The following is a 22,814-nucleotide window of genomic DNA, read 5'->3' as shown; positions in this document are numbered from 1 at the left end:
GCTGATCGGCCTGTGGCTCGCCGGTGCCTTGGCCTGTCTTTCGGAGGCTCAAAGTGTAGTGGCTGCGGCGAAGTCGGCCGGGCTCAGGATCAGCTCGATGCAGGTGTGCCGCACATTGGCCTGCTCGGGGGGGCAGGGCTCCAGCAGCGTCAGGCCGTCGTCCAGGGCGGTCTTTTTGAGTGGCAGGCTGGCGCGCCGCCTGAAACCCAGGCGCTCGTGCAATTCGATGACCAGCCAGTTGTAGGACAGCACGCGAGCGGTGATTTCGGCCGAGCCCATGGCGCTGAACAACCAGGCCAGCAAGGTGCGTTCGGCGTGCTGGATCAAGGTCGGGTGCCCGCCACCCACGCCGCGCATGAGGTTGTCGAGTTCGGCGGTTTCGTCTCCGATGCCGGAGAAGCCGCCGTGACCCACGCAGCGGTCATCGGCGTCGTGGATGAAAAACAGGATGCGGTCCGGCTCGCCCACGGAGCGCTGTTCGAGGTAGCGGAGGGTGCGTTCGGGCGTGGAGTCGAACTGGGCCATGAACATCTTCATGGCCGCCTGGCGCCATTGGCAGATCAGCCCGATGTGGTGGGCGTCATCCAGGATCCAGGGGCCGATCGGCACCAGGGAGCCGATGACCGCGCCATCGGCCTCGATGGGGATGCGCAGGGAGCGGGCTTGCTCCAGCGTGTCGGCCTTGAGGGCGCGGATGCGCGCCAGGCGGGTGGCGGCGTCTGGCTTCATGCCTTCTTGAATCGGTGGCCCACGGCGACCGAGCCCAGGGTGATGCGGCGCGGCACCATGTGGCGGGGCAGGCGTTCGGTGAGGTGCTGCATGAGGGCGTCGCGCTCCAGCGTGGCGCCATCCTTGGTTTGCACCGTCATCTCGACATGCTGGCCGGTGATGGGGTTGCTGCGTGGCACGGCCTTGGCCAGGCTGACGTCGGGGTGCTCCAGCGCGACGCGCTCGACGTCGGCGGCCATGAACTTGAGCCCGCCCACGTTGATGACGTCGGAGACGCGCCCGTTGACGCGGAACCAGCCGTCGTCCTGCTCGACCACGTCCTTGGTGTTGTACCAGCCCTCGTCGTCGAAGGGCGAGTCGGCATTGAGGTAGCCGAGCATGCGGGTCTGCGAACGGATCTTGAGCACCTGGTCGTCCACGCGCGTCTCGACGCCTTCGCCGCCGACCTTCATGAACAGGCTGTCGCGGGCGCGGGACTTCACGCGCAGGATGCCCAGCTCGCTCATGCCGAAGGTCTGGCGGAAGTCGACCTGGGGAAGCAGGCGGCACAGGGCGTCCAGCGTGGGCTGGTCCATCTTCTCGGTGCCGTAGGTGATGACCTTCAGGCTGGGCGGCACCTGGTCGGGCACCGCACCGCTCATGAGCATCATGCGCAGGAAGGTGGGCGTGGTGGGCAGCAACTCGACATCGAAGGTGCGGCAGGCGCGCAGCACCGATTCGATGCTGCGGTCGGTGGCGGCCACCACGGTGCCGCGGTTGAACAGCGTGTGCAGCAGGGTGTTGAGCCCGCCGATGTGGTCGAAGAGCAGGAAGTTCAGCGTCTTGAGCGTGGGCCGGGGCTCGTTGAAGCGTTTGAGGAAGTGCGTGAAGTCGTGCAGGATGGCCTTGGGGCGGCCGGTGGTGCCACTGGAGAACAGCACCAGGCCCGGGTGGCCGGCGGCGCGCAGCTGCTCGATGAAGGGGTGTGTTTGACCGTGGGCGCGGCGGCTCACGCCGTCGCCTTGAACGACCACGTCCACCAGGGCGGCGTCGAAGAAGTAGGCGTGGTCGTGGGCCGTGTCCTCGGTCAGCGGCACGACGATGCAGCCGCGATCGAACAGCGTCAGCAGGCGCGAGATGGAGCGGGGCTCGAAGTCGCCGATCAGGGCCACCACGTCACCCGAGCGGACGCTGGCGAGGTCGGACGTGTCCTGCGCCGCCAGGTCGGCGAAGCGCAAGGCGCTGGTTTCGGACACCAGGAAGGGGTCGTCCGTGTGGCCCCAGGTGCGTTGCAGGGTTTCGACCAGGCTCATCAAGCGCCTCCGATGTGAAAGACCTGCCCGCTCAGCGAGGCCGAGCGTTCGTCCAGCAGCAGCTCGACCACGTCGCAAACCGCCGAGGCCTCGAAAGGCTTGCGCAGGATCTGCTGCTCGATGATGCGGTCGATGTTGGCCTGCGGCAGGTTCTTGAGCAGGTCGGTCTGGATGGGGCCGGGCGCGATGCAGTTCACGCGCACGCCGAAGTCGCCCATCTCGCGGGCGAAGCTGCGGCTGAAGCCTTCGACACCGGCCTTGGAAGCCACGTAGACCGACTCGCCCTTGAGCCCCAGGGGCACGGCGATGGTCGAGAAGTTGATGATGGCGCCGGCCTTGTTGCGCGCCAGCATGCCGCCAAAGCTCTGGCAGGTGTGGATGGTGCCCATCAGGTTGGTGGCGACGATGCGCTGCACCACCGACGGGGGCGTGGTCAGCGCGAGGTTCATGGAGGCGATGCCCGCCGCGTTGACCAAGCCGGTGATGACCGGCGTGTGGGCCTTGACGGCCCGGGCGGCGGCCTTGACCTGCTCGGCGTCGGCGACGTCGCAGGCGAAGGCGGGGAAGGGCAGGCCCTCGGTGTGGCGGGCCAGGCCGAAGACGGGCAGGCCGCGTTCGATCAGCCGGTCGGCGATGGCGCGGCCCAGGCCGCGGCTGGCGCCGGTGACGACGATCATGCGGCCCCCTGGCTCTGGCGCACGAACTCGTCGGCCAGCGCGCCGGCGGTGCGGAAGATGCTGCGTGAGCGCGACATGGCGGCCTCGGAGGTCCAGTCGAACTCGAAGCCGTGCTCGCCGGCCAGGTCCTCCAGGCTCAGGCACAGCTCGACCAGGCGCATGGAGTCGAGCACGCTGCCGTCGCCGATCAGGGGGGTGGCGTCGGCGATGGGCGCGGTGGCCTCCGGCGCCAGTTTTGAAATGGCGGCGAAGACGGCGTGGCGCAGAGTGGCTTTTTGAGCGGGCTGTGTCATGGCGGGCATGGAGACGGTTTTCCGTCTGTGCAATTTGGCACAGATGCCGATTGGCGAATCAGAGAGAAGGTCTTGGCTTGCCCGGGTGTTCGGCGCATTGGATCGGAGGGCGTTGGCGCGGGGTACAGTTTCGGTTTAACAAATTTAGGGTCAGTGCAGCGTTTGATTCAGGGCGCACTGACCAAATGCATGTCCGATTTATTGACCCCCTCGCAAGGAGCGCAGGAGCCTGCACCAAGCACGGCACACACCGGACGCCTGAAAAAATGGCTGATCTGGGGGGCATGGCTGCGTTCCTCACCTGGTGCGTCCTTGGGTTTCGGCGCGACATCGTCCAAATCGACATCGGCCTGATCGGCGCGGCCTGGCCAGCCATCGCGGCGGCAGCTGGTTTATCCGTTTTCAACTATGTGCTGCGCATCTGGCGCTGGCATTGGTACATGTCTCACCAGGGGCACGTCTTGCCCCTGCGCTTCGTCTCCTTGACCTTCATGGCTGGCTTTGCCTTCACCTTGTCGCCGGGCAAGCTGGGCGAAATGGCCCGAGCCAGGTACTACCAGGCCAGGGGTGTGCCGCTCTCTGCGGTCAGCGGTGCGTTCTTCGTCGAGCGCATCCTGGACCTGCTGGCGATGATCTTGCTGGCTTTCGCTGCTTTGCTCAATGCCGATCGCTACCGAGGGATGATCTGGATCGCTGCGGCGCTGGTGCTGGGCTTGTTGATGCTGATCGCCCTGTGCCCCTGGAGTCGGGTGCGCACGCGGTTGGCCAAAAGGCCCAAACCCCTGCCAGGGCAGGGCAGCCTCACCGTGGTGGTCGACACCATGGTGAGCTCCCGGCAACTCCTGTCGCCCAAGATGCTGGTGGCTGGTTTGCTGCTGGGCTTGGTGTCCTGGGGGGGCGAAGCCGCTGGTCTGAAACTGGTGGCCGATGCGATGGCGCCTGGGCAATTGCCTTGGAGTGGTGCTGCCAGCGCCTACGCCGTTGCGCTCATCGCTGGCGCTTTGTCTTTTTTGCCGGGTGGCCTGGGCAGCACCGAGGCGGTGATGGCTGCCCTGTTGATGGCCCACGGCATCAGCGCACCCTTGGCCATCTTGCTGACCCTCATTTGCCGTTTGTTGACCCTTTGGCTGGCTGTCGTGATCGGGTGGGCCTGCGTCTGGCTCCTTCGCCGTGAACCTTCTTCTTTCTGACCATGTCTGACAAGACCCCTCTCTGCGTCGACCTCGATGGCACGCTCATCCACAGCGACTTGTTGCTGGAGTCGTTCCTGCTCTTGCTCAAGCGAAACCCTTTTTACTTGTTGTTGGTGCCATTGTGGCTGCTCGGTGGCAAAGCGAGGCTCAAGTCGGAAATCGCCGCCAGGGTGGAACTCAACGGCGGCGCCTTGCCGTACACCAAGCCCTTGCTGACCTGGCTGCAAGCCCAGAAGGAAGCGGGCCGACCCTTGTGGTTGGTCACCGCATCGGACCACCGGGTTGCCCAGGCCGTGGCCGATCACACTGGCTTGTTCGACGGGGTGCTGGCCAGCGATGGCAAGACCAACCTGGCCGGAGGCAACAAGGCTGCGGAGCTGGTGCGGCGCTTTGGTGAACAGGGTTTTGATTACGCGGGCAACCACCGCGTTGACCTCAAGGTGTGGGCCCATGCGCGCAAGGCCATCGTGGCCAACGCAAGTCAAGGTCTGGTGGCGGCTGCGGGCAAGCTCACCGAGGTGGTTCACGTCGTGCCACCGCTGACGGGCCTGATCAAATCCGTGGCCAAGGCCCTGCGGGTGCACCAGTGGGCCAAAAATGCGCTGGTGATCGTGCCATTGCTGGCGGCTCACCGGCTGTCCGAGTTGCCGGTGTTGATCGACGGTGCGCTGGCCTTCCTTGCCTTCAGCCTGTGCGCCTCGTCGGTGTACCTGCTCAACGACATGCTGGACCTGGAAGCCGATCGGCAGCACCACACCAAGTGCAATCGGCCGTTCGCAGCCGGCCGCCTGAGCCGGGTGTTCGGCCTGCTGGCTGCGCCCACGCTGCTGGTCGTGGCCTGGCTGATTTCCTGCATGCTGCCGGCCAAGTTCCTGCAGGTGCTGGGGGCGTACTACGCGGCCACCCTGGTCTATTCCTTCGGGATCAAGAAGGTGGTCATGGTGGACGTGCTCGCGCTGGCGGGCCTCTACACCATCCGCATCGTGGCGGGCTCGGCAGCGATGGCCATCCCTTTGTCCTTCTGGCTGCTGATGTTCGCCACTTTCATTTTCCTGAGCCTGGCCATCGTCAAGCGTTATGCCGAGCTCTTTGTCATGCGTCAGCAAGGCAAGCTCAAGGCCAAAGGCCGTGGCTACCAGGTCGAAGACATCAGCTTGCTGCAAAGCCTGGGCACGGCGTCTGGCTACCTCAGCATCCTGGTTCTGGCGCTCTACCTGAACTCGCCAGACATCGCCACCTTGTATTCGCACCCCAAGATCGCTTGGGGCCTGGTGCCGATCATGCTGTACTGGATCAGCCGCATCTGGATGGAAACTCACCGAGGCAACATGCACGACGACCCGCTGGTGTACGCCTTGAAGGACCGCACCAGTTTGTTCACCGGCCTGGCCGCAGGCGTGGTGCTTTACTTGGCGACTTGATCGGCACCATGTCTTCGCAGGTCTTCACTTCCTGGGGCCGTGTCGAGCGGCACGAGCATGAGGCGCTTGGCTTGAGCAGCCGCCACCAGCCTTTGCCCGAAGGCGAGGCCAAGGTGCTGCCCTATGGCAACGGACGCAGCTACGGGGACAGCAACCTCAACGTGGGCGGCGCACTGCTGCTGGGGCGCCTGCTCGATCGCTTCATCGACTTCGATGCGGCCACCGGCCTTCTGCGCTGCGAGGCGGGCGTGCTGCTGTCAGAGGTCATCCGCCTGGTGTTGCCGCAGGGCTGGTTCCCTCCCGTGACGCCCGGTACCCAGTTCGTCACCGTGGGTGGCGCCATCGCCAACGACGTGCATGGCAAGAACCACCACGTGGCGGGCTCGTTCGGCAACCACGTCACGGGCTTTGAGTTGCTGCGCTCAGATGGCTCGCGCCTGTGGTGCTCGCCCGATGAAAACCGCGAGCTCTTCGCCGCCACCATCGGCGGGCTAGGCCTGACCGGCCTGATCACCTGGGCCGAGCTTCGCCTGCGGCGCGTGGCCAACCCCTGGATGGACTCCGAGACTGTTCGCTTTCGCAACCTGGGGGAGTTTTTCGAGCTCAGCCAGGCCTCGGAGCGCGACTTCGAGTACACCGTCAGCTGGATCGATTGCGCCTTCTCGGGCAAGCGCCTGGGCCGGGGCCTGTTCAACCGGGCCAACCATGCACCGGCGGTGATGGACCCTTCGGCCTCGCCCAAGGGCGCCACGTTGGAGTCCCCGCGCTGCATGAAGGTGCCCCTGACACCGCCGGCGTCCCTCATCAACACGCTGTCGCTCAAGTCCTTCAACACCCTTTACTTCCATCGACAAGGGCCAGACGAGGCTCGGGCGTTTCAGTATTACCGGCCCTTCTTCTACCCTCTCGACTCTTTGCTGGAGTGGAACCGCATCTACGGCCCTCGGGGCTTCTACCAGTACCAGTGCGTGGTGCCCCACGAGAAGGCCTTTGCCGCCACCCAACGCCTGCTGGAGACCATCGCGGCCAGCGGCATGGGCTCGTTCCTAGCGGTGCTCAAGCAGTTCGGCGAGCCGCCCTCGCGCGGCATGTTGTCCTTCCCTTGCCCGGGCACAACCTTGGCGCTGGACTTTCCGAACCAGGGGCCCCGCCTGCACAAGCTGTTCGCCGCGCTCGACCGCATCGTGCTGGAGGCCGGGGGGCGCTTGTACGTGGCCAAGGACGGCCGCATGCCCGCCGATGTGTTCAAGGCCGGTTACCCCCGCCTGTCAGAATTTTTGCCACACGTTGACCCGCGCTTCTCATCGAGTTGGTGGCGTCGGGTCATGGAGAAAACATGAAGAAGATCCTCATCGTTGGCGCGACGTCCGCCATCGCCGAAGCCTGTGCGCGCCAGTGGGCACAACGCGGCGACAAGCTGTTTTTGGCCGCTCGCAACGAGGCTGCCATGCGCTCGGTGGCCGATGACCTCAAGACCCGCGGGGCCCTGGCGGTCGGCCAGAGGGTGTTCGACGCCGCGAAGTTCGATCAACACGCAGACCTCATCCGCGATGCGGCGCAGGCCATGGGCGGCCTCGACACCGTGTTGATCGCCCACGGCACGCTGAGTGACCAGGCCCGCGCGCAGTCTGATGTGGGCTACGCGTTGAGCGAGGTCGCCATCAATGGCACCTCGGTGGTGTCGCTGATGACCTTGGCGGGTGAGCACCTGGCGGCACAAGGCAGCGGCAGCATCGCGGTGATCTCGTCGGTGGCCGGCGACCGTGGGCGTCAAAGCAACTACGTTTACGGCAGCGCCAAGGCCCTGGTCAGTGCTTTCGCATCAGGCCAGCGCCAACGCCTGCGCAAGGTGGGCGTCAACGTGATGACCATCAAGCCCGGCTTTGTGGACACGCCGATGACTGCGTCGTTCAAGAAGGGGGCGCTGTGGGCCAAACCCGAGAAGGTGGCCAGCGACATCATTGCCGGCATCGACAAGGGCCGCTCGGTGGTCTACACGCCGGGGTTCTGGCGCTTGATCATGTTGATCATCAAGCACATCCCGGAGTTTGTGTTTGTGAAGTTGGCGCTTTGAAGGCCAGGGCTGCGGCCAGCAATGGAAGCAGCTCACTGAACATGCGCAACTCGACAAAGTTGCCGACCACGCAGAAGAAGGCGAAAACAGGGGCCGAGGCGATCAGCATGTGCTTAAGTGTGCTGTTCAGGGCACGCCAGCGCCTGGGCAGCCAGATGATGGCGCCAGCGCCGAACCACAGCAGCGCGATGCCGTGGTGGTGTTTGGTGGCCATGCGTTCGAGGTTGGCCAGGATGCGAAGTTGGTCGCCTTCCATCCAGCTGAAGCTGGCCTGGATGGGGTGGTCCAGGCTGTGAGAGATCAGCTTGCGAACGAGGAGCACTGCGACTGCGGCGCACGCCAGTTGGCAGAGGATGGGTGCCCATGTCCGCAGTGTCGATGTGCCTTGCCAAGGCAGTCGTGCGACGTGCCAAGCCGCTGCGTGGATCACCGCGATGCCCACGGTTTCCCTGTTGGTGGTCAAAGCGGCCGCCAGCAGCACCCCCAGCCATCGCTGACGTGGCGAAGCGGCCGTCAGCGCCATGAACGTCAATTGATAGAACGTGATGGCCGGGAAATCGTAGACGTAATAGAACTTGAGGTTGCGTGGCAGGGTGTAGTGAGCGATCAGCATCACGAGCATCATCAGTCGAACCCTTGACGCTTCCTTTTCGTTCAGGCCGGATCCTGTGACGCGGCCCATGAACGCCGGCATCAGCCAGATGGATGCAAAGGCGAACAATGTGGCCACCGCGATGCGGGTCGACGGCAAGTCAAGCCAGTCGTGGGGCAAAAGGATGGAGAGTGTCAGTGGCAGCAGGAACCTGAAAACAAATGGGGCTGAGACATTCAGGTCGGCGTGTTGCGCGATGCCGGAGGCTGGGCCGACGTGCGTCTTCACGACGTAGTGGACGCAAAAGATCAGCGCCAAAATCATCCAGACAGCCAAAGTCAGGGGCTCGCGAGTTGGAATCGTTGTTTTGGGCAGAGCACTCACGTCAGTTCAAGCTGTTATTTGTCTGATAATTCTTCGGTTTCCACGCGCTTGGTGCACAGTGCGTTCAATATGCTTCGCTTGCTTTAATCGGCCCAAGGCTAGGTACTCAATCGCAAGGTCTTTCCACGATGATGTTCAGACCCTAGGCTGCCATGTCCTTGGTCGCCTAGCGGATGACCCCGCCTGCCCATCGTCGTTTCATCCAACGCCAAAAGCTGAGCAGAAATTCACTGGGGCAATACATTCAGTGCCACAGCGTCAGCATTGACAACGGCGCACTCGTCTCAGGCGTATCCACCATCAACCAGGGGCGGCCGCCACCATGGCCGCCTTGAAGGTCAAAACTCTGCACGGAACCCCAGTTGTCCCTCCTGTAGTGGCACGCTGACCAGGGCGCCCTGGTCAAATCAAGCACTTACAGCATTTGGCATCGAAATCGGGAGGCAGGGGTCAGTCGAGGTACTTGTCACCAGCCACTGATGGCGTCTTCAGCACTACGGTCGTGGCAGCAGTGATGGCCTCGAAGTCAGTCATGTCGCCGGGCTCTAAAACGACTATGGCACCTTCACCATAGGTCACACCATTCATGCGGACGGTGCCTGAGGAAATGACAGTGACTTCCTGGGCAACTTTATGGTGATGTTTGGCCTCTTTTGCTCCAGCCTGGTAGTGCTTGACGGCCACCTCGAAATCCTTGCTGTGTACGATCGTGGGAGTAAAGTCCCCAGCAAACCACCCGCCCTGCATGTCGGACAATTGATAGACTTTCATGCCGTTACTTTCTAAATTCCTGAACGGTTTCAAAATTTTCGATCTGGCGCGTGGTTTTGAAGGGGTGGTATTGTCCGTTTTCAAGGGCTTCGATGCCGATACGTTTTTGTCTCAGAAGCATCTGGTTGATCGTGGGCGATATGTAATACAGGTCGTTGACATGATCGTTTTTGCGAATCACATCTTTTGCTGCCATGACGAAATCGGACCCGCGCCGATACCAGAAGAAAGTGGCTGCTGCGGTGTTGCTGATGGGGCGTTTTTCCGCAGCCTGTTGCACTAATCCGTCTGCACTAGTCTTAACGTAGGAATACCGTGGATGGATGGAGGGGAAAGTCAGCACGCCGCCATCTAGACGCCTATCCCGGAATCGCTGAATGATGGTGGTGAAATCGGCATCGATGTACTCATTTACGCCAAGGATCAGAAGCTCGTCTTCATTGTCGATATGCTCCGAAGCTAACAAGGCCGTGCATGCGGCGCCATGCGTTATGCTGTTGGTTGCTAAGAACGAAGCCTTCGGGTGAAGCAATCTAGGCAGTTCCCAGATCTGATAGTTGTCAATTTCCTTGGATTGGCAAGCAATGCCGATCCAGTCTGGCTGCAGTCCGGCGCATGACTCAACTATGCGCTGTATCAAAGGCGCGCCCTTGACCTCAGCCATGAAAGCCGGAAATGGGTCGCCATCGCTTGAGTTGGCGGTGACGCCAGCGCCCAGAATAAGGACTTTTAGTTTCGGGTCAGCCATTGTCGATCTCCTGGATTCTTGCGAGGATTTTTTCAAGTTTGACTTCGTGGACGTCCTTGACGCGTAAAAGGTGACCACCTGACGCCAGTGCAGCCTTTACGCCGTTGTCGTTGTCTTCAACGATCAGACACTCGTCAGGCTTGAAACCCAGGGTCGTCATGGCCGAAAGGTAGATTTCTGGATCGGGTTTTGCCTTGTGCACATCTTCGTTGGAAAGCATTAGATCTAGGTAGCTAGCCAAGTTGGATTTCTCCATCATCGTGACGACTGTTGATCGAATTGAATTGGAGGCTACCGCGAGTTTGTAGCCCTGTGCTTTGAGCGACGAGAGCGCGAATTCATGAGAGAATGTGGGTTTGCAGTGCGTGTGAACTATTTCCATGGTGTATAGCTGCTTCATCTCATTGATGAAGCCATGGAGTGCCCTGGGTAAGTCGCTTTCAATGCTGAGCATCTCAAGCTTCTTTGAAGTAGGCAGGCCGTCATATGTTGACAGATGCGCGTACCGTGAAATCTCGAATCCGAAAAGCCGCAAGGCTCTGTTAAGTGCTTCGTAATGCCAATCTTTGGCCTCAATCAGCACGCCATCCATATCAAATATTACGGCTTTTATCATTGCGCTGCTCCCATGATGTGTTGTTTGGCCTGATCGGGTAGGTCCGTGCAGAGGGTGAGTTGTGTCGCATGCGCTAGAGACCGCAGTTCGGTCCAGAGAGGCAAGGGATCTCTTTGGTGTAGCTCGGGGGAGACTAGGCAAACAGGCTTGCCTAATGAGAGGGCTCGTAAGATTGCGCTTGAGTCAAGCCAAGGCGTGTCAAGGGCGTCCAGCCAGATCCCTGCTGCGCGTTCTAGATAAGCTGGTTGTTGTTCGATTTCACTGAACCGGGTGTACGTGGTGTTGCCCAGTGCCAAGTGGTTGCGCATATCAGGTACGGACATGTCGAAGACGAACCACTGCAGTCCCGGAAACTTATCTAGTGTGTTGCGAAGTGGCTTCGCCAGACCATCTGATTTGATGTTCAGGGCTAGCGGGACCTTGTAGTGGCTCGCTAGTGCGAGTACAGGCTCAATACCAAGCTTGTCTCTTGCACGTGGCATGTCATGAGATATGACGAGCTGCCCATCTAGATCTCGTACGTCAGTTTCTGTGCCGTATCCGCGAGAAAACGACCGTTCGAACGCGGTCATGGTATTCTTTTCTTCGGGCTTGATCCACCAGCCTCGGTGAGAGATGAACTGCATAGTCAGCCACGTTTGAATTGATGGGACAACGATAACCGTAAGAAGTGTTCCAGATCGGCTGGGATGCCTAACCCATACATACCTTTGGCTTCGCTGCCAATGTTGTGAATACCGATCATTTTCCCGTTGCGGATGAGCGAGTTGTAGGCTGGCGCTACATAGAACTCACCATTTACGCGCTCGTCACGCAGAATCATGTCTTTTGCGGCTTGAACGAAGTCAGAACCTCGAAGGAAATTGTAGACGCCAACCGTGGCCTCGTTGGAGATGACCTCCTTCTCGACGACGCGAGTGACAAAATTCGCTTCATTTAAATCCACGAAAGACCATTTCGGATCATCCGCCCACATGGTCATTATGATGCCGTCTAAGTCGCCATTTTTCATTGATGCCAAATATGCATTTATGTCGCAATCAATGTACTGGTCGCTGTTGGCGATCATCAGTGGTTGGTCATTGTCAATCAACGATTGAGCCTTGAGTACGGTGCACGCCGCGCCTTCGGTGAGTCCGTCGATTTCAATGAGTTCCCCCCCGTTTGAAATGGAAGTCAGAAAATCGCGTAGCCCGTAGGCCTGCGCGTGTGCTGCCTGTACGATAAAAATGAATTTATGTGGGATGCTAGGACGAAGGTTGCGCACTACGGCCTCGATCATCGGGGTGTCGTGAATTTTTATCAGTGGTTTAGGGTCTGCGTAGCCTGCTTTAGCAAAGCGGCTGCCGGCGCCAGCCATGGGGATAACGATGTTGAGCTTGTTCATACGATGGCACGCAAAAAATAGTAGAGGCAGGAGATTGCGTCAGCCAGCATTTTGTGGCTGTGGGTAAATGAGCCCTCATCTGAGGCTCGGAAAATAAGCTGTGCATGCTGTTGCATGGCGAAGCGGTGTTTAACCAGTTTTTCGTGGGTTATTTTTCGGCGAGTTAGGCGGGCCTCTATGGCTTCCCGCCAGTTTAGCTTGGCATTCGGGTCGCACCACATTCGATACTCTGAGCGGTACAAGTTGCGGGAGTAACAGTTGTTGATGTCTTTTGTGATGGCATACGCTAGCGCAGATTTTCCTGTGCTGATACCGTAGTCCTGCATGTCGAGCACGACAAAGTTATTGACCAAATAGCGTCGGCTTTGTTCGGCAATGTTCCCGCTGGTGTCATGGTAGTGACGCAACTCAATCGGATGCCCGTTTGCTCGCAGACTGTTTATGAAGAAATGTTGTTCTGGGGCAAGACGCGGCAAGAAAAGTGGCACATTCTGGCCTCGGGTGATTTCCGACTCGTACTGCAGCGCCCAGTTCCAATCAGCTTCACCCAAAGGGGGGGCGTCGAAGTATCTGGTTACGTCTTCGGTCAAGCCGAATACGCTCAGGTCAGATGGGTGGAATGGGTAGGATGCCGTGTTGGGTGTGGGGTAGCGAGTCGCGTAATTAGGTATAACTAGTTTATGCTTGAAAAGCGTGTACTTGGTGTCGCGTAAGTCTGTGGTGGTAAAGCCTTGGATGAATCCGGGGTGATGAATCTCGAAGTCAGTGCGCAGTTTGAGTGTGTAAGGGCGATTGGCCCGACGCAGTCCAGCGACGGTCGATACTAGTTGTCGGTTGGTGTTATTGAGCAGTTTGCCGCCTTTGACTGCTGGCCGTGCTCCTGGGTCCGGGCTGAAAATGCACTGATCCACGTCCATTCCTGCCGGCAGGCTACTGCCCTCCCATGTTGACAAAATGATCTCGGATTTCGGTAGACTTCTGCGGACGCTTCTGATGCAGTCTGGCAGTTCCGCGCCGATTGCTCCTTGAATGACTACGCTGATTTGGTCGCTGCTGATCATTTCTTTTTACTTGGTGTTATGTTCCCAAGGGCGCTTCGTATAACCCTGTTTTCCGATGCGCTGACGGCCAATGTCACGGTATGGCATGAGATTCGGCGGTGTTGAGCCATCACGTCTGCGCTCCTTGCGCGACCAACCATACCAAACGCTTGGTGTTGCAGGCCACGCACTTCAGCGTGATGGCCAGCTCGTTCCTGGTCAGCGTCCTCGCCCCCACCACTTTGCCGCCCAGCTGTTTCGGACCGGCGAACACGTGTTCGACCCGGGCCCTCGTCTTGTTGATCGCTCGGTTGCGTGCATCCAGCCGCTGGCGCGCCTCTTGCCCTGGCTTGGCTCGCCGCGCAATGCCGTCGCGAAGTTGGTGCTTGGCCAACAAATCGCGGTTGGCTTGGGCCTCATAGCCCCGATCGGCCAGCAACCGGCCTCGGGTGTTGGCGGTGTCCATCACCGCCTGCAGCGTCTGACTATAGTCCACGTTGGCAGGCGTGATGGCAATTCGGCGGATCAGCTTCCAGCGTGCATCCACATTGCTGTGCACCTTGTAGCCGTGGAAGCTCTTGCCGTACTTCTTGGTCCAGCGGGCGTCGCGGTCTGTGTGCGGCAGCCGCTTGGTGCTCCTGCCCTCAGGCGCCTTGCCTTCGTTGAGCGCTTGGCGTTCTTCGCTGCGGGTCTGGGTGATGGGCGCCTGCACGATGCTGGCGTCCACGATCTGCCCGCCGCGCGGGATGTACCGTTGTTGTTGCAGTTGCTGGCTCCTTGCCTCGAAGATCGCCCGCCCGCCCAGGCCACCCTTGGTCAGGCGCTGCTTGAAGCTCTTCAGCGTGCACGCGTCAGGAATGTGCAGTTGCCCATCCAGCCGGCAAAAGCGCTGGACGCTCAAGCGATCCAACACTTGGTGTTCGCAGCCTTCCTCGCTCAGGTTGTACAGCGACTGCAGAAACACCATGCGCACCATCACCTCGGTGGGGTACGGCGGGCGTCCGCCCTTGCTGCGGTCCCTGCGTGGGCAGGCCGCATCCACCGCGGCGGCCACGGACCCGAAGTTGATCAGCCCGTCCATCGCCGCAAGGTTCGCAACGTAGCTGCCCAGCTTGGCTTGCCGATGCTCCAGCACGAACAGGTCGGTGGCGGGTTGGTCCTGGAAAAACGCCGAGGTTTTGATGCGGGGGGGTATCATGGCTGCTGTCTTGCCGTATCAAGTACCTCGGGTTGAAGTCGGGGCGGTTTCAAAAAGCGCCCCCAAGCGTCTCCTGCAGCGCAGGTTGGAGTGCTGAAGTCCAATTCAGTCCCTGACGGTGAAACTTCGATTGCTCGCTAGATGACGCGAGTAGGAGTTTAGCTAGGTTGTCTCGGAAAGACTCCGGCGCATCGGCAAAATGTACGCCAGGGGCATGTAGCCAATCCTCGAAGCCACGGAACGCTTTGGTCGTGCCAAGAACCAGTCGGCCAGATGCTAGTGCCTCTGCCGTCTTGAGATTGGTGCCTCCCCCTGAAAGGATGGGCAAGATGATAACTCCGGCGTTCAGCAGTGCCGAATCTAACAGCGACCCACTCACTTTGCCGTGGTGGTGCAAGCGTTCAGACTTCTGCCAGTGCCGATGTGGCGCGTGGTGACTCAGTGCTTCTACGCAGGTTCCAATGGTTTGAATGGACGTGCCCGGAGGTAGGAATGAAAAGTCATCTTCCAGCATGCGGAGGAAGCCGTTGACGTTTGGGCTGTAGTTCGTGCCGATGAATAAGGCATAGCGGCCTTGCAATCTGGTGAAGACTGATGAACAAGCGCGCTTTGGTAGTTCTCGGCAGCCGTTTGGAGCTACAACACATCTCTTCGCAAATGGCATCAGTTGACCAGCATCGGCGAGCGATACCGCCCAAGTGATGTCGGCCTCAGCCGCCGCTGCCTCTTCGATTCGACGAATTTCCTGGGTCAGTGTTCTTGCTGCCCAATTCCAGTTGCCCTGTTCTCGGGCGACGGATTCGAACAGAGTGTGCTCAATGTTGTGGGCGCTGTAAACGATGCGCGCATTGGTAAGCATGGGATGCCGCCTCATGGAGCGCATCAGTGCCATGCCCCATGGGTGCTCCACGTGTACGATTTGGTAAGGTTTCTCAAGGCAGGAAGATAATTGCTTGTGCAGCTTTTGGCTGGCCTGCGCGGCCCAGTGTTGCCGGATCTGGCCCAGGTTGTCAGGTTTGCCTATATGCTTGCGACGCACACGATCAAGCCAAGGCATGATCAAGTCCATCGGTCTCCTAGCGTCGCGTTGCCGGGTGACGATGCAACTTCGATCGACGATGCAGCCTGCCTCGCGATAAGCGCGAGCAATGGCTTCGATGCGAATTTGACCGCCAGTACTCGGTTCGTTGGGTATGTCGAAAGGACACACTTGTAGCACGCGGAGCCCCATACCGTTATCTGTAGGCGTCGGCCTGCACCAGATGCCGCTGCACGTAGTCACGTACCCCATTCTCCAGCGAGGTCATGGGGATCGAGTGCCCAGCCCCTTTCAACTTCCCCATCCGCGCCTCCGTAAAGTACTGGTAATTCGGCCGAATGCTCTCCGGCATGTCCACGTACTCGATGTTCACGGGCTTGCCCAGCGCCGTGCCAATGGCCTGCATCAGATCCACGAAGCTGCGCGCCTGGCCGGTGCCCAGGTTGAACACGCCGCTGACCTGCCGGTTGTCGAGCAGCCACATCATCACGGCGCAGCAGTCTTTGACGTAGACGAAGTCGCGCAGCTGGCCGCCGTCTGCGTAGCCGTCCTTGTGGGACTTGAACAGGCGGATGGTTTCGCCGCGGGCGATCAGCGCGGTGTTCTTGGCCACCAGGCTGCGCATGTCACCCTTGTGGTACTCGTTGGGCCCGTACACGTTGAAGAACTTCAGGCCCGCCCATTGCGGCGGTGCCTTGCCTTCCGAAGCGCGTTCCACGGCCCACTTGTCGAACTGGTGCTTGGACCAGCCGTACAGGTTCAGCGGGGCGAGCTGGTCCAAGGCTTCTGGCGATTGGTTGTCTTCGAAGCCCTGTTCGCCGTCGCCATAGGTGGCGGCCGAAGACGCGTAGATGAAGGGCGTTCCAGTGTCTGTGCACCACTTCCACCAGGCCATGGTGGCATGCAGGTTCACGCGCAGGATCTCGTCGCCGTCGGTGGACGTGGTCGATGAGTTGGCGCCCATGTGGAAGACGGCGTCGGCAGGTTGCTTCAGGCGAGCCAGCAGCCCATCGAGGTCGCGATAGTCGACCAGGTCGACAAAACGCCGCTTGGCGATGTTCTTCCACTTGCCTTGCGTGCCGAGGTCATCGACCAGTAGCAGGTCGGTGCGGCCGCGCGCGTTGAGGTCGGCGACGATGTTGGAGCCGATGAAGCCGGTGGCGCCGGTGACGATGATCATGGGGTTCAGGCAGGGCAGGTTGCAGGGGGCAATTATGCCCGTGCGCCTATGCGCCCGCCTTGATCAACTCATCCTGCGCGCGTTTGGGGTTGGCGTTGGTCGCGCCACCGAACATCGATGTGGGCATGAATGCCTTCTGCATCGATTGCTTGTCGTTAGGCGACCAAAGTCCTGGTTTGCTTGGCCTTTGGCTTGGACCTGCTTGGAGCGCGGGCAGCCGGTTTCTGCGCCACGCCAGATGCTCGCGCGCGCTGTCGCACTGGCGGCTTGGCCAGGGAGCTCAGGCTGTCGAGCATGATCACGGTGCCCGCGCCTGTTCGGACGGCCACAGCCAGTTCTCCACCCATTGCTTCCACGTACTTGCGCAGTGTCGACAGCAGCAGGTCCGAGCGCTTCTCCAGTTGTGCCACGGCGTTTTGTTTGACATTGAGCACCCGAGCGACTTCGTCCTGGGTCTTGATCAGCGCTGTGCGGACCTCTGCCAGAGAGTCTGCATGGCGGATCATCTCCTTGGCCAAGAGGCTTGCTTTGTGCTGGATCAGCTTCTGATCCTTGTCATCGAATTCTTCGATGATGCTTTGCAGGGTTGTGCTCATGGTGATTCCTTCTTGGCCTTTGCGAGCTTTTTCAGATGGGCGTCGAATCGCTTGTCTGCCGTCTTGATCAGACTTTTGTAGAACGTGTCGGCATCTTGTCCTTGCTTGTCACCCGCCACCAGCATGTAGGCTTTTCTCTGAGGGTCGAAGGCGAAAGCTGCTCTCCAGATTTCTGCGCCGTTGTTGGCTTTGAATCGCAACTCCTTCATGTTCTCGTGTTTCGAACCCTTGAGGGTATCGACATGGGGCCGACCTGTCTTGGGTCCCGCCAACTCGATGGCCTTGGCTGCGGCTGCTAACTCGCGGCGCACATCCAAGTTGAATGCCTTGAACTCTGGCAAGAACTCATCATGAAAAATGACTTCCCACTTTTCCTCGGAAGTTGTGGCGACGCTTGCTGGCGCCGACAACGATTTTTTTGATCTTCCTGGCATTGAGCGTTAAAGTGATATCACTTTAAAATGATTTTTTCAGATCATGACGCCCGGAAGGTGCGTTGTCAAGGTGCTTCAGCCGCGCAGCATGTTGCTGCTCCCAAGAGAGCCTCAGGTTGTCAGTCCGCCGCCTGGATGCGCACCATGCCGGCGTACAGGCCGCCCAGCGCCATCAGTTCGGCGTGCGTGCCTTGCTCGACGATGCGGCCTTCGGACATCACGCAGATGACGTCGGCGTTCTTGATGGTGCTCAGGCGGTGGGCGATGAGGATGAGGGTCTTGGCGTGGCGCAGGTCTTCGATGGAGCGTTGCACCACGGCTTCGGACTCAGAGTCGAGTGCCGAGGTGGCTTCGTCGAAGATCCAGATGGCGGCGTCGCGGTACAGCGCGCGCGCAATCGCCAGTCGTTGGCGCTGGCCGCCCGAGAGCATGCTGCCGTTGGTGCCCACGGCCGAGTCCATGCCTTGCGACATGGCCGACACGTGTGACCACAGGTTGGCGGCGCGCAGGCATTGCTCAACCTTGGTGCGGTCGACGCCATGCGGACTGGCGTAGGCCACGTTGGCGGCCACGCTGCCGTCAAAGAGCACGATGTCTTGCGAGACCACGGCGAAGTGGCGGCGCAGGCTGGCCAGCTTCAGCTCGTCAATGGGCACGCCGTCGAGTTGGATCTGACCCGACGTCGGGTTGGCAAAGCGCAGCAGGGTGTTGACCACGGTGGTCTTGCCCGCACCGGAGGAGCCGACCAGGGCCACGGTTTGGCCGGGTTCGATGTGCAGGTTGAAGCCATCGAGCGAGGGCGTGGATGCGCCTTCGTAATGCACCTTGACGTCGCGGAACTGGATGTCGCCTCGCGAAGAGGGCATCTCGCGCGTGCCGTTGTCGGGCTCGACGGGGGCGTTGATCAAGTCGAACGCGCCGCGAGCCGTGATGAGCGCACCCGTGACGGGTTGGTAGACGTCGGTGAGGTGCCGCATGGGCGAAATCGTCATCAGCAGCGCGGTGATGAACGACACGAATTCGCCCACCGTGGTGGAGCCCTGGCTGGCCTGATGGATGGCCAGTGTGATGATGATGGACACCCCGATAGCGGCCACGATCTGCGTCATTGGGGTGATCAGCGAGCTGGTGGCCATGGTCTTGAGCACCATGCGGCGCAGGACGTTGGCTTCTGCGTCAAAGCGCTTGAGTTCGAACTCGGCGGCGTCAAAGGTGCGAACCACGCGCCAGGCGCGGGCGTTGTCGTCCACGCTGTTGACCAGGCGTTGCTGTGATTCGTACTGGGCCTGCCCGACGTGCTGAAGGCGCTTTTGCACCTTCTTGAGCAGCACGCCCAGCAAGGGCATGCTGATGAAGGACAGCAGGGTGAGCTGCCAGTTCAGGTAGAGCAAGTAACCCAGCAGGAACACCAAGGTCATGGAGTCCTTGATCACCGTAATGGTGACGTTGCCCAGCGTCTGCGAGGCGAACTGCGGGTCGTTGATGATTTTGGTGACAGCCAGGCCGGGGCTGATGGTGGTGAACAGCTTGGCATCGGCGCGCAGAAGTCCGCGCATGAGGTCTCGCCGCAAGTCCAGCACGATGCTGGAGATGCTGGACGTCATGGCGTAGTTGCCCGCGAAGTTGAACACCCCACGCACCAGGAAAAGGCCAATGATCACCACGGGCACGATCCACAGCGGGTAGTTCAGCCCCTCTTTGAAGCCTGAATCGATCAGCTTCTTGAACAGCGCCGGGATGATGGGTTCGACCGCAGCACCCAGTGTGAAAAACAGGAAGGCGGCGCCGAACATCTTCCAGTGCGGCTTGCCGTACGCAAGGATCTTGCGTCCGGTCTCCTTGAGCTCCATGGTCTGTTCAGGCGTGTTTTGCGCCACGGCGAGCCTCTTTGAGCAAGTCGAGCACGCGCTCGACGGTGATGTCCGACAGCTTTTCAGCCGTGACGTTGTGCATGTTGACCGGGTCCTGGTCGAGGGTGGGGCGAGAGCCGATGATGACGAAGCTCGGGCGCCCCACGGCAGCGGCCACGTTGGTCATGCCGGTGTCGTTGCCCACGCAGAAATCGGCCACCTGCAAGGCGGCGGCGCTGCCCAGCACCGGTGCGTCGGTGACGATGGCCAGTGCGTGGCGGACCTTCTCCGGCATCAGGGCTTCGATCTCGCGTGCCAGCGCCACCTCGCCTGGGCCACCCAGCAGCATCACGCCACCGCCTTCGGCGATCAGCGCGCAGGCCAGGTCGGCGAAGTTCTGCACGCCCCATTGCTTGTGGGTTTCGCTGGTGCCGATGGCGAAGGCATAAAGGGGCCGGGGCAGGTGGGCCAGGCGCGCCTGCATGGTCGCCAGCTGTGCCAGTGGTGGCGTCATGTGTGGGATGACCGGCGCAGGGCAGTAACCGTGCGCCACCATGAATGCGCTGGCCTCGGGGTACACGGCCAGTGAGGGCCCTTTGTAGGCCTCGATGTAGGGGCCGCTGTTGAGGAAGATGCGCTGCAGGAACCGGTATCCAAAGCCCTGCCGAACGGGGATGCCACTGAGCCAGGCAATCAGACCGCGGCTGGGGCGACCCGAGAAAAGGATGATGCGGTCAAAGCGACCTGCACGCAGCTGTTGGGCCATGCGCCACATGCCGGCGATGCCTGCGTGGGCGCCCCGGCGTTTTTCTCCACGACGCGGCCGGTGGTCGTGCTCGATCACTGCCTCGACCCATGGCTCGTGTCCGATGAAATGCTTGGTCAGCGTCGAGGGCTGCGCCACCACCGTGACCCGGCCGGCCTTGCTCTGCTCGGCGATCATCCGGAAGTAGGGGATGTGCCAGATCAGGTCGCCGATGCCGGCGTACTGCAGCACGATGACGGTGCGTGGCTTGGGATCGCGGGAATCGGTGGATTCGCGGGTTTCGGACATGTGGGGCGCAGGCGGAATACAGCCCGCTATTGTGCCTTGTTGTGTCCCGGTGGCGCCTTGGGGGCGCAGGCCGGCGTGCCCTGGCGGTCAAGCCCCGATTCGAGGGCGATTTCTGGGGACAATACGGCTCCTGCCGGAACATTTCCTGTTCGGCCCCGGTTTTGTCCCCTGCACGCATGAAGTCTGCCGCCCACCCCGCCCGCGAAACCCTCGCCGCCCGACGCGTCCTTGTCGTGGGCGACGTCATGCTCGATCGCTACTGGTTCGGCGCCGTCGAACGCATCTCTCCCGAGGCGCCGGTGCCCGTGGTGCGGGTGGCCAGCGAGCAAGAGCGCGTGGGTGGTGCCGCCAACGTGGCGCTCAACATCAAGACCCTGGGGGGGCAGGTGACCCTGCTCAGCGTGGTTGGCCAGGATGAGCCCGCCCGCCGCCTGCAAGAGCTGCTCGAAGGCCACGGCGTCGGCACGGTGCTGGGGCAAGACCCGCGCATGCAGACCATCGTCAAGCTGCGCGTGATCGGCCGCAACCAGCAGCTGCTGCGTGTCGACTTCGAGCGCGAGCCTGACCACGAGCTGCTGGGTCAGATGCTGGGTGACTTCGAGCGCGAGCTGCTCAAGCACGATGTGGTGCTGTTCTCCGACTACGGCAAGGGCGGCCTGGCCCACATCCCGCGCATGATCGAGCTGGCCCGTCAGGCGGGCAAGGCCGTGCTGGTCGACCCCAAGGGCAGCGACTACGGCCGTTACGCAGGCGCCACCGTCATCACGCCCAACCGGGCCGAGCTGCAGCAGGTGATCGGTGGCTGGAAGGACGAGGCCGAGCTCACCGCCAAGGCCCAGGCCCTGCGTGAGCAGCTGGGTCTGCAGGCGCTGCTGCTGACCCGCTCCGAAGAAGGCATGACCCTGTTCGAGGCCGACCGCGTCAGCAGCGTGCAGGCCCAGGCCCGTGAGGTGGCCGACGTGACTGGCGCGGGCGACACCGTCATCGGCACCTTGGCTTTGATGCTGGCCTGCGGCCTGTCACTGGAAGAATCCATGGGCCACGCCAACCGCGCCGGCGGCCTGGTGGTGGCCAAGTTCGGCACCGCCACGCTGAGCTTCGAGGAGCTGTTCGCATGAGCGGCCAAGGCACTCACCTGACGGACAAGATCTGCGCTCGCGAAGACATCGCAGCGCGCATCGCCGAGTTGCCCAAGCCCGTGGTCTTCACCAACGGCGTGTTCGACGTGCTGCACCGCGGCCACGTGAGCTACCTGCATGCCGCGCGCCAGTTGGGCGGCTCACTGGTGGTGGCGGTCAACAGCGACGCCTCGGCCCGCATGCTGGGCAAGGGCCCGGATCGCCCGCTGAACCAGGACATCGACCGCGCGGCCGTGCTGGCCGGGCTGGCTTCCGTCTCGCTGGTGACTTTTTTCGACGAGCGCACGCCGGTCGAGCTGATCAAGCAGGCGCGCCCCGACCTCTACGTCAAGGGCGGTGACTACGACATGGAAACGCTGGAGGAGACGCGGGTGGTGCGCTCGTGGGGCGGCGAGGCGTTGGCGATTCCGTTCGTCGATGGCTTTTCGACCACTTCGCTGGTGCAGCGCATTCGCGCCGGGCATTCGTCGGACGCTGCGGCGGCCGCGAAGCACCCGTCAGCACTGACCTCGCCCCGCAAGGCGGCCTTCCTTGATCGCGATGGCGTCATCAACCTCGATCGTGCCTATGTCCACCAGTGGGACGAGTTCGAGTTCGTGCCCGGTGCCGTGGACGCCATGCGCCGCCTGCGCGAGGCCGGCTACGTGCTCATCGTCGTCACCAACCAGTCGGGCCTGGCGCGCGGCATGTACACCGAGGCGCAGTTCCAGGAGCTCACGCGCCACATGCGCGAGGCCCTGGCCGCAGCGGGCGCTGAAGTCGAGGCTGTCTACCACTGCCCGCACCACCCCAAGGGCAAGGTGCCCGAGCTGGCCGTGGACTGCGATTGCCGCAAGCCCGAGCCCGGCATGATCCTGCAGGCGGTGCGCGAGCACGGCCTGTCGCTCGAGCACTCCTTCATGGTGGGCGACAAGCCTTCCGACATCGAGGCCGCGCGCGCAGCAGGCCTGGGGCGGGCCTACATCGTGCAGTCCGACAACGAAGAGTCGACCGACGACCTGGCGGGCGCCGACGCGGCCTACGCCGACCTCGCTGCTTGCGTGGATGCGCTGCTCAAGGCGGCTTGAAACCGACGCCGGTTTGGCGGGTGGCTTGATCGAAAGGGCT

General features: G+C 61.4%; 24 protein-coding genes and 1 pseudogene. 7 read left to right on the top strand and 18 right to left on the bottom strand.

Features of this window, described 5'->3' with window-relative positions:
• Nucleotides 1-48 precede the first annotated feature (48 nt).
• The 4 genes from ABG80_RS13580 to ABG80_RS13565 are packed head-to-tail and all read right to left on the bottom strand — an operon-like array spanning nt 49 to nt 3,000.
• Nucleotides 49-729 (bottom strand): GNAT family N-acetyltransferase, encoded by a 681-nt coding sequence (locus ABG80_RS13580; RefSeq protein WP_058088126.1) that lies wholly within the window; start codon nt 727-729, stop codon nt 49-51.
• Entirely contained in the window at nt 726-2,021 is a 1,296-nt protein-coding gene (locus tag ABG80_RS13575) for an ANL family adenylate-forming protein (RefSeq protein WP_058088125.1), read from the bottom strand. The genes ABG80_RS13580 and ABG80_RS13575 overlap by 4 nt, the downstream gene beginning before the upstream one ends.
• Nucleotides 2,021-2,698 carry an SDR family NAD(P)-dependent oxidoreductase gene (locus ABG80_RS13570; protein WP_058088124.1) on the bottom strand — a complete coding sequence of 226 codons (678 nt, stop codon included), beginning with the start codon at nt 2,696-2,698 and terminating at the stop codon, nt 2,021-2,023. Before ABG80_RS13570 ends, ABG80_RS13575 begins: the two co-directional genes overlap by 1 nt.
• A complete protein-coding gene (locus ABG80_RS13565; protein WP_200964313.1) occupies nt 2,695-3,000 on the bottom strand; it encodes a hypothetical protein in 306 nt (101 codons plus the stop codon). The genes ABG80_RS13570 and ABG80_RS13565 overlap by 4 nt, the downstream gene beginning before the upstream one ends.
• A 275-nt stretch (nt 3,001-3,275) precedes the next feature.
• On the opposite strand from ABG80_RS13565, the gene ABG80_RS13560 reads away from it, so the two are divergent.
• From ABG80_RS13560 to ABG80_RS13545, 4 genes are read left to right on the top strand one after another with little or no spacing between them, the layout of a single operon-like run.
• Nucleotides 3,276-4,181, top strand: a complete 906-nt coding sequence (locus ABG80_RS13560; protein WP_160322538.1) for a lysylphosphatidylglycerol synthase transmembrane domain-containing protein — start codon at nt 3,276-3,278, stop codon at nt 4,179-4,181.
• Between the two features lie 2 nt (nt 4,182-4,183).
• Nucleotides 4,184-5,605 (top strand): UbiA family prenyltransferase, encoded by a 1,422-nt coding sequence (locus tag ABG80_RS13555; protein WP_058088122.1) that lies wholly within the window; start codon nt 4,184-4,186, stop codon nt 5,603-5,605.
• Nucleotides 5,606-5,613: 8 nt separating this feature from the next.
• Nucleotides 5,614-6,945 (top strand): FAD-binding oxidoreductase, encoded by a 1,332-nt coding sequence (locus ABG80_RS13550; RefSeq protein WP_058088209.1) that lies wholly within the window; start codon nt 5,614-5,616, stop codon nt 6,943-6,945.
• Nucleotides 6,942-7,679, top strand: a complete 738-nt coding sequence (locus ABG80_RS13545) for an SDR family oxidoreductase (protein ID WP_058088121.1) — start codon at nt 6,942-6,944, stop codon at nt 7,677-7,679. The genes ABG80_RS13550 and ABG80_RS13545 overlap by 4 nt, the downstream gene beginning before the upstream one ends.
• Here ABG80_RS13545 and ABG80_RS13540 read toward each other — a convergent pair.
• From ABG80_RS13540 to ABG80_RS13480, 14 genes are all read right to left on the bottom strand, one after another.
• Nucleotides 7,636-8,595, bottom strand: coding sequence for a hypothetical protein (locus tag ABG80_RS13540; protein WP_058088120.1), 960 nt, complete (start codon nt 8,593-8,595; stop codon nt 7,636-7,638). The two genes, ABG80_RS13545 and ABG80_RS13540, sit on opposite strands and share 44 nt — an antisense overlap.
• 510 nt (nt 8,596-9,105) lie before the next feature.
• Complete coding sequence (locus tag ABG80_RS13535) at nt 9,106-9,426, bottom strand: hypothetical protein (RefSeq protein WP_058088119.1); 321 nt, start codon at nt 9,424-9,426, stop codon at nt 9,106-9,108.
• Nucleotides 9,427-9,430: 4 nt separating this feature from the next.
• Nucleotides 9,431-10,174 (bottom strand): glycosyltransferase family 2 protein, encoded by a 744-nt coding sequence (locus ABG80_RS13530; RefSeq protein ID WP_058088118.1) that lies wholly within the window; start codon nt 10,172-10,174, stop codon nt 9,431-9,433.
• Nucleotides 10,167-10,790: an HAD family hydrolase gene (locus ABG80_RS13525; protein WP_058088117.1), complete on the bottom strand. Its 624-nt coding sequence runs from the start codon at nt 10,788-10,790 to the stop codon at nt 10,167-10,169. The genes ABG80_RS13530 and ABG80_RS13525 overlap by 8 nt, the downstream gene beginning before the upstream one ends.
• Nucleotides 10,787-11,362, bottom strand: a complete 576-nt coding sequence (locus tag ABG80_RS13520) for a PI-PLC domain-containing protein (protein ID WP_200964312.1) — start codon at nt 11,360-11,362, stop codon at nt 10,787-10,789. The genes ABG80_RS13525 and ABG80_RS13520 overlap by 4 nt, the downstream gene beginning before the upstream one ends.
• A 56-nt stretch (nt 11,363-11,418) precedes the next feature.
• Nucleotides 11,419-12,177: a glycosyltransferase family 2 protein gene (locus ABG80_RS13515; protein ID WP_058088115.1), complete on the bottom strand. Its 759-nt coding sequence runs from the start codon at nt 12,175-12,177 to the stop codon at nt 11,419-11,421.
• Nucleotides 12,174-13,238, bottom strand: a complete 1,065-nt coding sequence (locus tag ABG80_RS21490) for a WavE lipopolysaccharide synthesis family protein (RefSeq protein ID WP_083506076.1) — start codon at nt 13,236-13,238, stop codon at nt 12,174-12,176. Before ABG80_RS21490 ends, ABG80_RS13515 begins: the two co-directional genes overlap by 4 nt.
• A gap of 109 nt (nt 13,239-13,347) precedes the next feature.
• A complete protein-coding gene (locus tag ABG80_RS13505) occupies nt 13,348-14,415 on the bottom strand; it encodes an IS5 family transposase (protein ID WP_058088113.1) in 1,068 nt (355 codons plus the stop codon).
• A 49-nt stretch (nt 14,416-14,464) separates the two neighbouring features.
• Complete coding sequence (locus tag ABG80_RS21485) at nt 14,465-15,484, bottom strand: hypothetical protein (protein ID WP_407638758.1); 1,020 nt, start codon at nt 15,482-15,484, stop codon at nt 14,465-14,467.
• Nucleotides 15,485-15,650: 166 nt separating this feature from the next.
• Nucleotides 15,651-16,634, bottom strand: a complete 984-nt coding sequence (rfaD, locus tag ABG80_RS13500; protein ID WP_058088112.1) for an ADP-glyceromanno-heptose 6-epimerase — start codon at nt 16,632-16,634, stop codon at nt 15,651-15,653.
• A gap of 155 nt (nt 16,635-16,789) precedes the next feature.
• A complete protein-coding gene (locus ABG80_RS13495; protein ID WP_058088111.1) occupies nt 16,790-17,230 on the bottom strand; it encodes a helix-turn-helix domain-containing protein in 441 nt (146 codons plus the stop codon).
• Complete coding sequence (locus tag ABG80_RS13490) at nt 17,227-17,640, bottom strand: type II toxin-antitoxin system RelE/ParE family toxin (protein ID WP_058088110.1); 414 nt, start codon at nt 17,638-17,640, stop codon at nt 17,227-17,229. Before ABG80_RS13490 ends, ABG80_RS13495 begins: the two co-directional genes overlap by 4 nt.
• Nucleotides 17,641-17,783: 143 nt before the next feature.
• Nucleotides 17,784-19,541 (bottom strand): lipid A export permease/ATP-binding protein MsbA, encoded by a 1,758-nt coding sequence (gene msbA, locus ABG80_RS13485; RefSeq protein WP_235513850.1) that lies wholly within the window; start codon nt 19,539-19,541, stop codon nt 17,784-17,786.
• Nucleotides 19,522-20,568 carry a glycosyltransferase family 9 protein gene (locus tag ABG80_RS13480; protein WP_058088109.1) on the bottom strand — a complete coding sequence of 349 codons (1,047 nt, stop codon included), beginning with the start codon at nt 20,566-20,568 and terminating at the stop codon, nt 19,522-19,524. The genes msbA and ABG80_RS13480 overlap by 20 nt, the downstream gene beginning before the upstream one ends.
• Nucleotides 20,569-20,744: 176 nt before the next feature.
• On the opposite strand from ABG80_RS13480, the gene rfaE1 reads away from it, so the two are divergent.
• From rfaE1 to gmhB, 3 genes and pseudogenes are all read left to right on the top strand, one after another.
• Entirely contained in the window at nt 20,745-21,686 is a 942-nt protein-coding gene (rfaE1, locus tag ABG80_RS13475; RefSeq protein ID WP_058088108.1) for a D-glycero-beta-D-manno-heptose-7-phosphate kinase, read from the top strand.
• A pseudogene (rfaE2, locus tag ABG80_RS13470) lies at nt 21,683-22,165 on the top strand (D-glycero-beta-D-manno-heptose 1-phosphate adenylyltransferase); the annotation flags it as partial. The gene rfaE1 and the pseudogene rfaE2, both read left to right, overlap by 4 nt.
• A complete protein-coding gene (gmhB, locus tag ABG80_RS21480; protein WP_235513858.1) occupies nt 22,148-22,774 on the top strand; it encodes a D-glycero-beta-D-manno-heptose 1,7-bisphosphate 7-phosphatase in 627 nt (208 codons plus the stop codon). The pseudogene rfaE2 and the gene gmhB, both read left to right, overlap by 18 nt.
• Nucleotides 22,775-22,814: the final 40 nt, after the last annotated feature.

The sequence above is a fragment of the Aquabacterium parvum genome, from assembly GCF_001447195.1.
Classification (GTDB): Bacteria; Pseudomonadota; Gammaproteobacteria; order Burkholderiales; family Burkholderiaceae_C; genus Aquabacterium; species Aquabacterium parvum.
This window is presented reverse-complemented; position numbering and strand designations above follow the sequence as displayed.

Excerpts from the sequence above, each read along its gene's own strand:
- ABG80_RS13505 (WP_058088113.1), bottom strand. The coding sequence starts at position 14,415 with ATGATACCCCCCCGCATCAAAACCTCGGCGTTTTTCCAGGACCAACCC.
- ABG80_RS13545 (WP_058088121.1), top strand. The coding sequence starts at position 6,942 with ATGAAGAAGATCCTCATCGTTGGCGCGACGTCCGCCATCGCCGAAGCC.
- ABG80_RS13575 (WP_058088125.1), bottom strand. The coding sequence starts at position 2,021 with ATGAGCCTGGTCGAAACCCTGCAACGCACCTGGGGCCACACGGACGAC.
- ABG80_RS13525 (WP_058088117.1), bottom strand. The coding sequence starts at position 10,790 with ATGATAAAAGCCGTAATATTTGATATGGATGGCGTGCTGATTGAGGCC.
- ABG80_RS13495 (WP_058088111.1), bottom strand. The coding sequence starts at position 17,230 with ATGAGCACAACCCTGCAAAGCATCATCGAAGAATTCGATGACAAGGAT.
- rfaE1 (WP_058088108.1), top strand. The coding sequence starts at position 20,745 with ATGAAGTCTGCCGCCCACCCCGCCCGCGAAACCCTCGCCGCCCGACGC.
- ABG80_RS13520 (WP_200964312.1), bottom strand. The coding sequence starts at position 11,362 with ATGACCGCGTTCGAACGGTCGTTTTCTCGCGGATACGGCACAGAAACT.
- ABG80_RS13535 (WP_058088119.1), bottom strand. The coding sequence starts at position 9,426 with ATGAAAGTCTATCAATTGTCCGACATGCAGGGCGGGTGGTTTGCTGGG.
- ABG80_RS13530 (WP_058088118.1), bottom strand. The coding sequence starts at position 10,174 with ATGGCTGACCCGAAACTAAAAGTCCTTATTCTGGGCGCTGGCGTCACC.
- ABG80_RS13565 (WP_200964313.1), bottom strand. The coding sequence starts at position 3,000 with ATGCCCGCCATGACACAGCCCGCTCAAAAAGCCACTCTGCGCCACGCC.
- ABG80_RS13480 (WP_058088109.1), bottom strand. The coding sequence starts at position 20,568 with ATGTCCGAAACCCGCGAATCCACCGATTCCCGCGATCCCAAGCCACGC.
- ABG80_RS13515 (WP_058088115.1), bottom strand. The coding sequence starts at position 12,177 with ATGAACAAGCTCAACATCGTTATCCCCATGGCTGGCGCCGGCAGCCGC.
- ABG80_RS13580 (WP_058088126.1), bottom strand. The coding sequence starts at position 729 with ATGAAGCCAGACGCCGCCACCCGCCTGGCGCGCATCCGCGCCCTCAAG.
- rfaD (WP_058088112.1), bottom strand. The coding sequence starts at position 16,634 with ATGATCATCGTCACCGGCGCCACCGGCTTCATCGGCTCCAACATCGTC.
- ABG80_RS13560 (WP_160322538.1), top strand. The coding sequence starts at position 3,276 with ATGGCTGCGTTCCTCACCTGGTGCGTCCTTGGGTTTCGGCGCGACATC.
- ABG80_RS13540 (WP_058088120.1), bottom strand. The coding sequence starts at position 8,595 with ATGATTTTGGCGCTGATCTTTTGCGTCCACTACGTCGTGAAGACGCAC.
- ABG80_RS13555 (WP_058088122.1), top strand. The coding sequence starts at position 4,184 with ATGTCTGACAAGACCCCTCTCTGCGTCGACCTCGATGGCACGCTCATC.
- ABG80_RS13550 (WP_058088209.1), top strand. The coding sequence starts at position 5,614 with ATGTCTTCGCAGGTCTTCACTTCCTGGGGCCGTGTCGAGCGGCACGAG.
- ABG80_RS21485 (WP_407638758.1), bottom strand. The coding sequence starts at position 15,484 with ATGGACTTGATCATGCCTTGGCTTGATCGTGTGCGTCGCAAGCATATA.
- ABG80_RS13570 (WP_058088124.1), bottom strand. The coding sequence starts at position 2,698 with ATGATCGTCGTCACCGGCGCCAGCCGCGGCCTGGGCCGCGCCATCGCC.
- ABG80_RS21490 (WP_083506076.1), bottom strand. The coding sequence starts at position 13,238 with ATGATCAGCAGCGACCAAATCAGCGTAGTCATTCAAGGAGCAATCGGC.